Here is a 12901-nt window from a genome sequence, read left to right on the forward strand (position 1 = left end):
CTGGGCGCGGTGCAGATCTAGCCCCTGCGCCCAACAATTTCACAGGAGGATCATGATGGACGATCAGAAAAACCAATCCCCCCAGACCGAGGAGCACAAAAAGCAGAGCAAACGGTTCCTGGCCGTGTACATCATCGGGCTGTTTTCCGTGGCGCTGGTGCTGATCCTGCTCAGTTACCTGACCCAGGTGCGCGCAGACCGGCAGCTTGCGTCCAAGGATTCGCAGCTCAATGAACAGATCAGCGCGACGCAGGGGGCGGTGCAGAAGATGGAGACGTTGCAGGCCACATCGGAGGAGCAGCGCAAGCAGATCGAGGCGCAGCAGAAGGTGCTGGACGCGCTTGCGGCCACGCTGGGCGTGGATTCGCAGGATAAGCTGATGGCGGAAGCCGAGCTGCTCAAGGCGCGTTATATCGCGCTGGACGCGCTGCAACAGGCGCGCCGCATGGCGGACGCGGACGACCTAGCAGGCGCGCATGAGGTGCTGGAAAAGATGGTCGCGCAGTACGGCGAAAGCCGCCTGGTGCCGCCTTCCGGCGACGTGCTGCTCGGGCAGAACGCGGCGGAGTTCCAGGCGCTGTATACGCGCACCGCGGCGCAGGACGAAGGCTGATAGAGTTTCTATATATAAGGTAAGGAGTAAATTACAGATGCTGGATATTAAGTTAGTTCGGACGAACCCGGAGCTGGTCAAGGAAAACATCAAGAAGAAGTTCCAGGATGAAAAGCTGGCGCTGGTGGACGAGGTCATCGAGTTCGACCAGAAGTTTCGCGCCGCGAAAACCCGCTGCGACGAGCTGCGCGCACAGCGCAACCAGAAGTCCAAGCAGATTGGCGGTCTGATGGCCAAGGGGCAGAAGGAAGAGGCGGAGGCCGTCAAGGCCGAGGTCAAGGCCATGGCCGACGAAATGGCGCGGCTCGAAGAGGATGAAAAAGCCTTCCAGGAAGAGGTCAGGAAGCGCATGATGGTCATCCCGAACATCATCGACCCCTCCGTCCCGGTCGGCAAGGACGATTCCGAAAACGTCGAGATCGAGCGCTTCGGCGAGCCGGTTGTCCCGGATTTTGAGATCCCGTACCACGTCGACATCATGGAGCAGCTCGACGGCATCGACCTGGACGCCGCGCGCCGCACCTCGGGCAACGGTTTCTATTACCTCAAGGGCGATATCGCCCGCCTGCATTCCTCGATCCTGTCCTATGCACGCGACTTCATGATTGGCCGCGGCTTCACCTATTATATCCCGCCGTTTATGATCCGCTCGGACGTGGTCTCGGGCGTCATGTCCTTTGCCGAGATGGAGAACATGATGTACAAGATCGAGGGCGAGGATCTCTACCTGATCGGCACTTCGGAGCACTCCATGATCGGCAAGTTCATCGACACGATCAACGACGAGTCCACGCTGCCGCAGACGCTCACGAGCTATTCGCCCTGTTTCCGCAAGGAAGTCGGCGCGCACGGCATTGAGGAGCGCGGCGTTTACCGCATCCACCAGTTTGAAAAGCAGGAAATGGTCGTCGTCTGCAAGCCGGAGGAAAGCCCGATGTGGTATGAAAAGCTGTGGCAGAACACGGTTGATTTTTTCCGCACGCTGGATATCCCGGTGCGCACGCTGGAGTGCTGCTCGGGCGACCTCGCCGACCTCAAGGTCAAGTCCTGCGACGTGGAGGCTTGGAGCCCGCGCCAGCAGAAGTATTTCGAGGTCGGTTCCTGCTCCAACCTGGGCGACGCGCAGGCGCGCCGCCTGGGCATCCGCGTGCGCAAGGAAGGCGGCAAGGAGCTGTATTTCGCGCATACCCTCAATAATACCGTGGTCGCGCCGCCGCGCATGCTGATCGCCTTCCTCGAAAACAACCTGCAGGCCGACGGCACGGTGCGCATCCCTGAGGCGCTGCGCCCGTACATGGGCGGGCAGGACCGCCTGAAGTAAGCAAGAAACCTAAGTAAAAAAGCAGGTTATGGGATTGCGCCGCCCCAGGCGCTCCCGTATAATAAGGACAACCAATGTGAGAGGAAAGGCGGTATTCCCATGAATGATTCTGCAACCTTGCTCCAGGCCTGCGAGCGCCAGGAGGCGCTGTATCAGTTTGACCGTTTCACCCGTGAGGACGCGCTGAAGCTCGGCTTAAAGCTGCACGAAAACGCGCTGAAGTACCCGCAGGGCGTGGCGGTCGAGATCACGGTCAACGGCCTGTCGGTTTTCCGTTATGTGCCCGAGGGCGCCTGCCTGAACAATATCAAGTGGCTCGAGCGCAAGGCGCGCACGGTCACCCAGTTTGAAATGTCGTCCCTGCGCACCATGGCGCAGCTGGAGGTCAACGGCGAGGACTATGTCGCGCAGAAGCTCAACCCGAACGATTATGCGCTCGGCGGCGGCGGCTTCCCGCTGACGGTCCGGGGCGTGGGCGTCGTGGGCGTGATCGCGGTATCCGGCTTGCCGCACCTGGACGACCACCAGCTTATCGTCGATACGCTCGCGGAGTTCATCGCGGAAAAGTAAAGATAGAAGCGCGAAGAGGGCAAACCTGCTAAAACAGGTTTGCCCTCTTTTTTTGCGCGCAAAAAAACCAGGCCTTAGCAGTCTTGGAACCTGCCGGGGACTGGTTTTACGGAATAACGGTATTCATAACCGGTAGCAGGGGCAGCAGGCTGTACTGCACGCCGAAGGACGGCCTGGGGTGGGCTTGCTGGAACTTGGACATCAGCCGGCTGATTGCCTTCTTGGCGTTTTCGTAACTGGCTGACGGCAGCATGATGAGGTACTGGGTGGGGCTGAACTGGGTGATCACATCGCCCAGGCGCAGGGTGCTGGACAGCGTATCCCGCAGCCGCGACATCGCCGCGTGGATCTGCGGCTTGGGCAGGGGTGCGCCCGAAAGGGACTGTACCGTCAGCATGGCAAGCTGCACCACTTCGCCTGACCGGGCGGCGGAACGCGCGGACAGGTGGTACACCTCCTTGAAGGTGGCGTAGCCGCAGAAGTAGGGGCCGCGCTGGAAGTCGGTCTCCTGCAAGTCCTCGCGGACGGACTGCAAATCCTGTTCCTGGCTCTGGATGGCCTTGCTCAGTTCGCGGTACAGCGCGGTCATTTCAGCCGAGGGCGTTACGCCGAACTGGTTCATAAACAGCTCCGTCGTGTAATTGTAGTGCTGCATGGCCGAGTGCATCGACCCGGTCGCCGCAAGGGCGCTGATCAGCGAGCGGTGCAGGTTTTCGTCATACGGCTCGATCGCGATTGCATGCCGGCAAAGCTGGATGATTTCCTCGTGCCGCCCGTCCTCCCGCATCAGATCGACCGCATCGGTGCAAAGCTTGAGGAAGCGCGAGTGGTAATAGACGTTCAGCGGTGTGATCCAGCGGTTGCCGCTGTTCTGCGGCAGGAAATCGCCGCGGTAAAGCGCGAGCGCTTCAAGCATGTGCCCGAGGCAGGTATCGTGGTGATCCAGCATGGATTCCGCGGCGCGGTAATGCTGTTCAAAAGCCTCGGTGTCCAGCTCGATCGTGATATTTTCGTTGAAAAAATAACTACCGTTTTGGTAGAGAATTACCTGCTTCGGGTTTTCAAACCCCAGCCCATCCTTGCCAAACATCGCGCGCACGCGGAATAGCAGGCCTTTGAGGGAATTGGCGGGGTCTGCCGCCGATTCGTCCCCCCAGAGCAGGTCGAGCAGGGCGTCGCGCGGGACGGGTTTGCCGTGGTTCCAAAGCAGGTATTCCAGCAGCAGCCACATCTTCCGGGAGGAATTGTCCTGGTCGGAAATTACCCATTCCTGCCCGCCTGCCCGGTGCGTCACCGTGCAGCTATTGAACATGGTTACATGCAGGCTTCCCAAAGTGTCCATCACAAATCCCCCCCCTTCGCGATCGCGTTTTGCCTGCGGTAGCAAACCATAGGCGCTTTTATGTATTCAGCATAGCATAAAAATGCCATTAAATCAATTCGGATGCGCTAATTTTGTGAAAAGAATAGGCAAACTAGACAGAATATGTGACAGTATATTGTGCAATGTGTGGAAATCAAAAATCCTCATGTACAAATTAGAAATATAACCGGGCAGATAACCCCGGCCTTTTATACTGAAGTTACAAGCAATGGATGAAGCAGCCCTTGAGGCTGTGTCAACAGGAAAGAAGGTAGATGGCTTGGAGAAAATGCCTTCCCGTTTCGTACCCTACGAAATGCAGACGACGCTGGTCAAAGTCACGTCGTACGAGTACAAAAACCTATGCGGCTATTTGTCCAACCCCTTCTTCGGCGGTAGCGTTTACTTTAACGGGCTGATCCCGATGCTTCAGCTGATGGAAGACATGCTGGACTCCCTGCGGTTCCCGCAGCGCAGCATGGAGCGCCGCACCTTCGATACCGAAGCCCCCAGGGTGCAGCCCGTGACGGTGGAGGAGGCCGACCGGGAACGGCCGGTTGCAACCTTCAAGCTCCGGGTGCTGTTCCGGCAGAACGCGAGCTGGGAAGGGGACCTTGTCTGGGTCGACCGGCAGGCGGCCGCGCAGTTCCGTAGCGTCCTTGAGCTGATCGGCATCCTGGACAGCGCGCTAGGAGGCCTATATGAACAAAACGGTTAAAAGGGTATGGAATATCGTCACATGGGTCCTGGTGCTGTGCGCCGCCGTACTCGCCGTGCTGATGGCCGGCGTCCGTATCGTCGGCCTCACGCCCTACGCCGTACTGAGCGGCAGTATGGAGCCGACATACCATGTCGGTTCCCTGATCTACGTCAAGCATGTGGAACCCGAAACGATCAAGGTCGGGGACCCGATCACCTTTGTACTCAATGAAGACTTGGTTGTCGCAACGCACCGCGTGATCGGCATCGACACAGAAAACCAGACCTTCCAGACCAAGGGCGACGCAAACGAATCGCCGGACGCGGGCGGGGTATACTTCCCGAACCTGATCGGCAAGCCGATATTCACCATCCCGCTGCTGGGTTTCCTATCCTACTGGATCACGAACCCGCCGGGCATGTACATCGCAATCACCGCGGGCATCGTCCTCATCATCCTGGTGTTCCTGCCGGAGGTGCTGGAAAAGGCGGACGCCGCGGATAAGAAGAAGCAAAATGGGAAAAAACCCGACGATATATAAGGAGGCGTACAACATGAAAAAGATCCTTACAATTGGCGCAACGGTCATGATTATCGCAGCGCTTGCCATCGGGAGCACGCTGGCGTTCCTGACCGGCAAGACAGACGCATTGGAAAATAAGTTCCTATTCGACGGTATCACGCTTGAACTGAACGAATATAAGGACACCGGCCATCAGGAAGCGTATCCGGAGGATCCGCAAGTCGTTTACCCGGGCGCGGTGGTCGATAAAGTGCCGGTGATTACCGTGGACAAGGGCAGCCTGGACTGCTATGTATATGTCCAAATTGAGAACGGGCTGAACACCGCGGTTGATGGCGCCACCACACTGGATATTTCGAAAGACTGGACGCCCATCAAAAAGGGCTATGACATCTACCGTTATAAGGAAGTCGTGCAAAAGGCAGATACCGCCCAGAAGCTGACGGATATCTTTACCAAAGTCACTGTCAACGGCGAAAAAGTCACGATGGAAAATATCGCGAAGCTGCAAGATTCGCAGATCACGATCCAAGGCTTCGCCCATCAGGCAAACGGCACCGGCGATACGGAAGCAGAACGTCAGGCTTTCGCAGACCAGGCAGCGCTTACGTATTTTGCCACGCCCGTGAACCCGTAACGGCAACCCATGAAATCAATCACACACAGGGGAAAAGATGTGTGTTTGAATACGAAAATTAATAAGTTTTTACCTAACCAACCTACGACATGAAAAGGAGCGAAATGAAATGAAAAAGAAGAGTATCGTTATGACAGCAGCGGCGGTTATGATGACCGCATCCATCGCCATCGGCGGCACCTTGGCGTACCTGCAGGCGAATGCATCCTTGAAGAACGCGTTCACCATGGGCGGCCCCGACGGAAAAAACGACTTTACCATTACCCTTGATGAAGCGACGCTGTCCCAGAACGGCAAGGATGACAATGATAACTGGGGCTGGGTAGCCGCGGAAACCCGCACGTACAAAGGCAATACCTATAAGGACATCGTCCCGAATGTAACCCTTCCGAAGGATCCGACCGTTACCAACACCGGCGCGTACGACGCGTGGGTACAGATCGACGTGGAAGTCCCGATGAGCGAAGCCGCTTATGCAGCGTGGAAGGAAGCAACGAAAACGACGAATGCGATTGACCTTGCCAAGGCGATGTTCACCGGCACGCCCGAAGGCTTCACCGGCATGGACGCAAGCTATGCGGATGGCAAGCTGGTAGTCAGCTATCCGTATGACGATGTTGTCCTGGCCGCTGAGGGAGAAGCCCCGGCAGGTATGGTAACCGCGTTCACGCATGTAATTATTCCGAACTTTGATAACGACCAGTGGTCGGCGGTTACGGAGGATCTTGGCGATGACGGCTTTGTCGTCAATGTCTCCGCGAAGGCGATCCAGACTTCCCCGCTGTTCAACAACGTAGCTGATGCAATGGGCGAGTATGTGGAAGAGACTGGCGAGTAACCCGGACAAAAAATAACCTGGAAAAAATGCTATGTGGTGCGTCCGGGGCGGGGGGAACCCGCCCCGGGCAGCGCCACCGTTAGGCCTTAAGCTTGCTGTTTCCTGTAAGATAGACGGCAGGCTTAAGCCCTAAAAAATCAACCGATACCTCGTAGAAAGGCGGTTTTTGTATGAAAAAAAAGATAGCGTTAATTGCCGCGGTCGCGCTGCTCCTGGGGGTGGCTGGATACGGCACCTGGGCGGCGCTCAATGCGACCGCAACCGCAAAGAATGTCATCACAATGGGCACCGTGGAGATTGGCCTGCGGGATGAAATACAGAAGGCGGGAGTGGACGTAGAGGAAGCCTGGGAAAAGTTCCCGGACACGCTGGATATCAAGCCGGACGACGAAGTCGTTAAGCGTGTGTTCATCAAGAACCTTGGCGACAGCGACTGCTATGTCCGCCTTAAGCTGCGTATGCAGATCACGCCGCCTGAGGGCAAAGAGGATCAGGTCGATCCGGATGACGTAAAGATCACCTTCCCGGAGGGGCAGGACTGGACGCTCGATGAAGACGGCTATATGCGTTACAACAAAATCCTGACGCCCGGTTCGGAAACCGCGGAACCCCTGCTTTGCAACATCTTTTTTGATGGCAAGCAGATGTCCAACGAATACCTGGGCGCAAAGTTCGACGTGCTGAACATTGCCCAGGCCGTACAGTCCAAGAACAACACGTATGATGTAAACAACGGCGAGACTGTCCTTGAGGTGCAGGGCTGGCCGGACGACAGCACCGTAGTAGAGCCGGAACCTACACCGGAACCGGAACCGGGAGTATAACAGGGAGGGGGAATTACCATGAAACGTAAAAAGATTTTAGCCATGTTGCTGGCGATGTGTATGGTGATGTCCGTACTCTCTACGGCAGTCTTCGCAGAGGAAGGCGAAGGTACGGCCGGCGGTGACAGCAGCACCTCCAACAGCGAAGTAAGCGGCGGCGGCTCCACCGAGGGCGGCAGCGGCTCTACTGAGACCGGCAGCGGCAGCTCCACCGAAGGTGGCGGTTCCACCGAAGGCAGCGGCACCACTGAGGGTGGCGGCTCTACTGAGGGCAGTGGCTCCACCGAAGGCGGCGGTTCCACCGAGGGTGGCGGCACCACTGAGGGTGGCGGCTCTACCGAAGGCGGCGGCACTATCGAAGGCGGCGGCACCACTGAGGGCGGGGGCACTACCGAAGGCGGCGGCACTATCGAGGGCGGCGGCACCACTGAGGGCGGCGGCTCTACCGAGGGTGGCGGCACTATCGAAGGCGGCGGCACCACCGAGGGCGGCGGCACCACCGAGGGTGGCGGCACTACCGAAGGCGGCGGCACTACCGAAGGCGGCGGCACTATCGAGGGTGGCGGCTCCACTGAGGGCGGCGGCACTACCGAAGGCGGCGGCTCCACCGAGGGCGGCGGCACAGAATTACCCCCCGTCGACCCGAACGCGCCGGTTGATCCGAACGCACCGGTTGAACCAGAAGTTCCCCCGGTCGTGGCTCCGACAGTCACCGAACAGGCTTTAGTCGATAAGTTTGAAGCAACCGGTTCGGATTTAGGCGCATTTTGGGATATGTTAAGCGCACTTAGCGAAGATGAATGGGCACTTTTGGCAACGTTGGTAGACGAAGATGAGATTAACTTCTATAAGGATTTCATAAACGGGGAGAGACCCGAATCCGATACTTCTTCCGAAGAACCCTTTTCTGAAGTTGGTACGCTGGTGGAAGAAAGCGATTTGATCCCGGCCGTACAGGAAGACTACGGAATGCAGGTTTTTGCAAGGGCGTTTCGTGCAATGCCGAAAAAATACACCGTTGCATATGATTTTACCAAGCCGGTAGAAGGGCTGCTGCTTAACAAATCTGCAACGGACATGAGAGGCGACGGTTCCAAATTCCAAATCGACTTGAAGGCGGAAGCGGAGTCCAATATCGTTGTGACGAGCGCGCCTTGTGACATTATTTTGGTATTGGATACCTCGGGCAGTATGGCGGGTAAGGCGATCAACAGTTTAAAAAGCGCAGCTAAGAATTTTGTCGATACCGTAAATAAAAATTCCCCGACAAGCCGGATTGGCTTGGTGGCTTACGGCAACAGTGTAAAATCTTATACGGATTTGACGCAGGTTAGTACCGGCGCGACGTTCTTAAAAAATACGATTCAAAGTTATGGTACTAGCGGCAGCACGTATTCTGACGCGGGCTTGGAAAAAGCAACTGAAATGTTCCAGGCGATACGGCCGAATGATTCCAATTATAACAACACGCGCGCGGTGATCCTGTTTACAGACGGCGTACCTGGTGATGGTTCTTGGAATGATTGGTTTAGTTTCAATCCTTATTCTGCTGAACATACTGCGCAGGACTCGATCCAATGGTCCAAGATTTTAAAAGGCGCGAAGGGGTCGAGCGTAACGATTAACAAGAACGAAGGTTTCTATAACTACCATGGCAACGACAGCTTTAATAATACGACCGGCTGCGGCGCTAAAGTGTATACCGTTGGATTAAATCTTCCAGCCGGTGATGTAATGATCAACGAGTACCTGTACCGCGTATCCAGTAACCGCGAGGATGGTTCCCATGTATCGGGATGGGACTCAGCTTACTGGGATTCCAGGACGCGCAACCAGCCGCCATATTATTATCTGACCACCGACAATCTGGATGAACTGGATAAAATATTCCAGAAGATTGCACAGCAGACAGGCAAGACGATTGAAAACGCGACAATCCGCGATTATATCCCCGCCTATCTGCAGCTAATCGACAGCAATGGCAATGTATTGGATACCGGAGATACCGTTTATGATGACGCGGGGCATCCCGGCACAGTAGCATACGATTCCGAGAAGAACAGCTATTATGTTGAGTGGACAAAGATTACGCTTGACCCTGGTGAAATTGATACCTCCGGTGAGAAGTTCTCGGCAAGCATCTATGTGAAGCCCGCGGACGATTTCTTCGGCGGGGCAACAGTACCTACGAACCTCGGCGGTGTTTCTGCTGTTTATAATGGCGAAGACGATTCCTGCATCGGTAGTTTTGAAGTACCCACGGTGAATATTCCCATTCAGTACGAGATCGCGGCGCAGGATCAGACGATCTATCTCGGCAACAAGGCCAAATTAGCCGGCCTCATGGTTTATGCCGGCAAGGGCAGCGCAAGCGAATACTACCAGCCCAACGGCACGAACAATGCCTATGTGGACATCACGTACACCCTCAAGCAGGGGAGCACGACGGTTGCCACAATGACAATCCCGGCAGGGGCGGCCAGCGGCACGTGGAGCAATCCTACGGCCATGGAACCCGCGCTTTCCGACTGCACCGGTTACACCCTGGGCTGCACGGTATCCCCGGCATCTCCGGGCAGCGTATCGGATAAGGTTTGCGATACGGAAAAGGCTACCGTCCATGTCATGATGCCGAAGTTTAAAATCCAGGCCAACGACGTCTGGGCAGACTTTAGCACAGCCGTCGACCTCAGCAAGTGGGCGCTCGGCGGTGCGGGTCAGGCAGGGGAAATCACAGGGTATAAACCCTCCTTTGAAGCAGGCCAGTGGGTCGATGCCAATAAGCATCAGACAGTTACGGTGGACGGCGCCATTGGCACAGCGCCGACGCTGGACGATATGTCTGATTTCACGTTCACCTTCACCAAGAAGGCAGACCCCAACGGGGATGGCTCGCTGAGTGGTTCGGTTTGCACGACGGGCGAAAAGGATACGGACTTCAAGGTGGCGCTGGCCAAGTACAAAATCCATGGTACGGAATTTACAGTCCCGGCGGGCACCGACCCGATTTATATCCAGGTCGCCTATCCGGACAACAGAGACCACTTTACCGTTCACACAAACCGCTTTGACCTTACCGTTACAAAGACGCATAACACCCCGCCGGAATACGGCGCCCAGACCTTTGCGTTCCAGCTGACGGGCGACAGCGGCTTAAGCGTCCCGTTCGCACTGGGCGACAATCGCGACCTCGGCCTTAGTAAGACCTTCAAGGGCCTGCTGTGCGGCAAGGCGTATACGGTAGCGGAAGACGGCGCGTGGGCTTGGCGGTACGGCATGCCGGGCAGTAAAAACGTCCCGGCAGTAACGAATGAGACTTCCCGGACAGCGCCCACGATCGCGGATCAGGACTTGACGTTTAACAACGCATTTAACAACCATAAATGGCTGTCCGATGGCGACAGTAAGTCCAACGTCTTCGGCTCGAAAGGCTGAGAAAGGAGGGGACTGACATGAAATTCAGAAAGAAATTTACAAAGCCCCTCCTGCTGATCGTCGCGATGGCGACGGTCGCAGCGGTGGCGGTCGGCGGAACGGTTGCGTGGCTGCAAATCGGCACGGATGCCGCAGAAAACGCTTTTGTCCCCGGCGAGGTCACAGGCGAAATCCATGAGACGTTTAATGGCAGTACGAAAAGCAATGTCTATGTGGAGAACAAAAGCAACATCCCGGTTTATGTCCGCGTCGCGCTCGTCCCGACATGGGTCGATAAGGACGGCAACATCCTCCCGCAATCGGCCAGCGAAGCGAATCTGAACTTTGCGCTTGGCAGTGGTTGGTTTAAGTCGGATGGCTATTATTACCACAAAAGCGTCGTAGCGGCAAATGGGCAGACAGCGAACCTCGCGGACAAGATCACGGTAACCGGCGCCCCGGACGGCGCGCACATGGACCTGCAAATCCTGTCCGAAGTCATCCAGGCCGACCCCGCCGATGCGGTTAAAGAAGCCTGGGGCGTCACGCCGGGTGCTGACGGCACACTCAGTTAAAGGAGGCGGCAACTATGAAACGGAAATTCAGTAAGCTTGTCATCGCCGCCATCCTGTGCACGGCATTCGTCTTCGTGTACAGCGCAGGCGCGCTGGCGGCGGCTGTCCTGAACCCCAGCGAGCAGGGCACCACCCCCACCGTCACGCTCACGGCCACAAGCGCAAGCGCATCATTCAGTTTTAACCGCGAGAGCGGCAACCTGTTTGATAATTTTACCGGCGTCATGCCCGGCGACGAGCTGACGCAGTCTATCCGGGTGCAGGCGGCTTCCGGCAACCCGGACAGCTACCGTATTTACCTCTACGCGAGAGAGAACACCGAGGAGGCCAATACCGAGGATTTCCTAAGCTCCCTGAACCTCACGGTACAGGATAGCCAGAACAACGAGCTGAAGGTGATGGACGCGGGCGAAGGCACCGCGGGTGTGCTGCTCGGCACGTTTGCCGGGAGCGAAAGCGCTGACCTCACAGTCAAGCTGACCGTGCCGATTGAACTGGGCAATGGCTTCCAGGGCGCAAAGAGCTTTGTCAACTGGATGTTTTATGCCGAGCAGGTCACCGGCAGCGTCACCCCACCGGGCGGCGGCGGCGACACCACGCCGGGCGGCTCGACGGGCGGCAGCAACAAGCGTCCGACCCCCTCCGTGACCGTGACGGACCCTGAAGTCCCGACCGGCTCGCTCGACCTTCCCGACCCGGAAGTGGTCGTAGAAGACCCGGACGTCCCGCTGGGGCTACCGGAGATCGACGTGGAAGAGGAAGCTGTCCCGCTGGCCGCGATCCCCAAGACCGGCGACAGCACCCCGATCCTGCTATTCATCGTCCTGATGGTTGCAAGCGGCACGGCGCTGACCGCGCTGCTCGTCATGGGACGGCGCACAAGCAAAGGATAACATGCAAAACGCCCCCGCTTAAAAAGCGGGGGCGTTTTTTTGTCCAGCGGGTTAGCGACAATCTTTTGCACACCCTGTGCAAAAGTCACACCAGCTCCACACGGTACTTTTTAAACCAGCGGTCAAGCTGGATGATATACGCGAATAGCTGCGGCGTGCGCATAAGCTGCCCATACCATGGCGCAGACAGCGTCTCAGGCTGCTCCATGAGCCGCAGGACGGCCTCCTGGCGAAAGAGGCTGGCCGCGATTGAGTGCTCGTCACGGAAGATCTGGCGCACGTAGCTGGCAGCCAGCGCCGTGTAAAGCGGATGGGACGCCCTGGGGTAAGGGCTTTCTTTGCGCCCTACCACCTCCCCAGGCAGGTCGGCCGCGAACGCGCGGCGCAGGATGCCTCCGTCCATCCCCCGCAGCGCCCAGGGCATATTGTAGGCGTATTCTACGATGCGATGGTCGCAGAAGGGCAGGCGGACTTCCAGGCCGGCGTACATCGACATGCGGTCCTCGCGTTCACGCAGCGTTGCAAAAGGGAAAATAGGGGCGCGGGGCGCTCAAAGGGGCGTACCCCCCCCCCCCCCCCCGGGGGGGCCCGGGGGCGGGCCCCCCCCTGTTGGGCCGACGAGATTTTTGG

Annotated in this window: 13 protein-coding genes; 11 read left to right on the forward strand and 2 right to left on the reverse strand. The window is 57.3% G+C overall.

The genetic code is table 11. The features are described from left to right. Nucleotides 1–55: 55 nt before the first annotated feature. The 3 genes from CZ203_RS03610 to CZ203_RS03620 all read left to right on the forward strand — a co-directional run bounded on the left by CZ203_RS03610 (nt 56) and on the right by CZ203_RS03620 (nt 2504). Nucleotides 56–613, forward strand: a complete 558-nt coding sequence (locus CZ203_RS03610; protein ID WP_087064813.1) for a hypothetical protein — start codon at nt 56–58, stop codon at nt 611–613. 37 nt (nt 614–650) lie between these two features. Next, nucleotides 651–1934 carry a serine--tRNA ligase gene (gene serS / locus CZ203_RS03615; protein ID WP_087064814.1) on the forward strand — a complete coding sequence of 428 codons (1284 nt, stop codon included), beginning with the start codon at nt 651–653 and terminating at the stop codon, nt 1932–1934. A 99-nt stretch (nt 1935–2033) separates the two neighbouring features. Then, the gene (locus CZ203_RS03620; protein ID WP_087064815.1) at nt 2034–2504 is read left to right on the forward strand and encodes a heme-binding protein; all 471 of its coding nucleotides are present in this window, start codon (nt 2034–2036) and stop codon (nt 2502–2504) included. 106 nt (nt 2505–2610) lie between these two features. On the opposite strand, the gene CZ203_RS03625 is transcribed toward CZ203_RS03620, so the two are convergent. Further along, on the reverse strand, nt 2611–3846 hold the full coding sequence (locus CZ203_RS03625; protein WP_087064816.1) for an AfsR/SARP family transcriptional regulator: 1236 nt from the start codon (nt 3844–3846) through the stop codon (nt 2611–2613). Between the two features lie 301 nt (nt 3847–4147). On the opposite strand from CZ203_RS03625, the gene CZ203_RS15085 reads away from it, so the two are divergent. From CZ203_RS15085 to CZ203_RS03665, 8 genes are all read left to right on the forward strand, one after another. Then, on the forward strand, nt 4148–4585 hold the full coding sequence (locus CZ203_RS15085) for a hypothetical protein (protein ID WP_227105332.1): 438 nt from the start codon (nt 4148–4150) through the stop codon (nt 4583–4585). Then, nucleotides 4569–5108 carry a signal peptidase I gene (locus CZ203_RS03635; protein WP_087064817.1) on the forward strand — a complete coding sequence of 180 codons (540 nt, stop codon included), beginning with the start codon at nt 4569–4571 and terminating at the stop codon, nt 5106–5108. The genes CZ203_RS15085 and CZ203_RS03635 overlap by 17 nt, the downstream gene beginning before the upstream one ends. Before the next feature lie 13 nt (nt 5109–5121). Beyond that, nucleotides 5122–5727, forward strand: coding sequence for a hypothetical protein (locus CZ203_RS03640; protein WP_087064818.1), 606 nt, complete (start codon nt 5122–5124; stop codon nt 5725–5727). Between the two features lie 109 nt (nt 5728–5836). Further along, on the forward strand, nt 5837–6565 hold the full coding sequence (locus CZ203_RS03645; protein WP_087064819.1) for a SipW-dependent-type signal peptide-containing protein: 729 nt from the start codon (nt 5837–5839) through the stop codon (nt 6563–6565). A gap of 170 nt (nt 6566–6735) precedes the next feature. Next, complete coding sequence (locus CZ203_RS03650) at nt 6736–7389, forward strand: SipW-dependent-type signal peptide-containing protein (RefSeq protein ID WP_087064820.1); 654 nt, start codon at nt 6736–6738, stop codon at nt 7387–7389. Nucleotides 7390–7407: 18 nt separating this feature from the next. After that, nucleotides 7408–10824, forward strand: coding sequence for a vWA domain-containing protein (locus CZ203_RS03655; RefSeq protein WP_087064821.1), 3417 nt, complete (start codon nt 7408–7410; stop codon nt 10822–10824). 17 nt (nt 10825–10841) lie between these two features. Then, complete coding sequence (locus CZ203_RS03660; RefSeq protein ID WP_087064822.1) at nt 10842–11378, forward strand: hypothetical protein; 537 nt, start codon at nt 10842–10844, stop codon at nt 11376–11378. Nucleotides 11379–11392: 14 nt separating this feature from the next. Next, nucleotides 11393–12271 carry a sortase B protein-sorting domain-containing protein gene (locus tag CZ203_RS03665; protein ID WP_087064823.1) on the forward strand — a complete coding sequence of 293 codons (879 nt, stop codon included), beginning with the start codon at nt 11393–11395 and terminating at the stop codon, nt 12269–12271. A gap of 85 nt (nt 12272–12356) precedes the next feature. On the opposite strand, the gene CZ203_RS03670 is transcribed toward CZ203_RS03665, so the two are convergent. Next, the gene (locus tag CZ203_RS03670; RefSeq protein WP_087064824.1) at nt 12357–12806 is read right to left on the reverse strand and encodes an asparagine synthase-related protein; all 450 of its coding nucleotides are present in this window, start codon (nt 12804–12806) and stop codon (nt 12357–12359) included. Nucleotides 12807–12901: the final 95 nt, after the last annotated feature.

Source organism: Intestinibacillus massiliensis (assembly GCF_900155735.1).
Classification (GTDB): domain Bacteria; phylum Bacillota; class Clostridia; order Oscillospirales; family Butyricicoccaceae; genus Intestinibacillus; species Intestinibacillus massiliensis.

What these genes read in the sequence shown, in the direction of transcription:
- CZ203_RS03650 (WP_087064820.1), top strand. Translation starts at nt 6,736, where the DNA reads ATGAAAAAAAAGATAGCGTTAATTGCCGCGGTCGCGCTGCTCCTGGGG.
- CZ203_RS03660 (WP_087064822.1), top strand. Translation starts at nt 10,842, where the DNA reads ATGAAATTCAGAAAGAAATTTACAAAGCCCCTCCTGCTGATCGTCGCG.
- CZ203_RS03645 (WP_087064819.1), top strand. Translation starts at nt 5,837, where the DNA reads ATGAAAAAGAAGAGTATCGTTATGACAGCAGCGGCGGTTATGATGACC.
- serS (WP_087064814.1), top strand. Translation starts at nt 651, where the DNA reads ATGCTGGATATTAAGTTAGTTCGGACGAACCCGGAGCTGGTCAAGGAA.
- CZ203_RS03635 (WP_087064817.1), top strand. Translation starts at nt 4,569, where the DNA reads ATGAACAAAACGGTTAAAAGGGTATGGAATATCGTCACATGGGTCCTG.
- CZ203_RS03655 (WP_087064821.1), top strand. Translation starts at nt 7,408, where the DNA reads ATGAAACGTAAAAAGATTTTAGCCATGTTGCTGGCGATGTGTATGGTG.
- CZ203_RS03625 (WP_087064816.1), bottom strand. Translation starts at nt 3,846, where the DNA reads ATGGACACTTTGGGAAGCCTGCATGTAACCATGTTCAATAGCTGCACG.
- CZ203_RS03665 (WP_087064823.1), top strand. Translation starts at nt 11,393, where the DNA reads ATGAAACGGAAATTCAGTAAGCTTGTCATCGCCGCCATCCTGTGCACG.
- CZ203_RS03640 (WP_087064818.1), top strand. Translation starts at nt 5,122, where the DNA reads ATGAAAAAGATCCTTACAATTGGCGCAACGGTCATGATTATCGCAGCG.
- CZ203_RS03620 (WP_087064815.1), top strand. Translation starts at nt 2,034, where the DNA reads ATGAATGATTCTGCAACCTTGCTCCAGGCCTGCGAGCGCCAGGAGGCG.
- CZ203_RS03610 (WP_087064813.1), top strand. Translation starts at nt 56, where the DNA reads ATGGACGATCAGAAAAACCAATCCCCCCAGACCGAGGAGCACAAAAAG.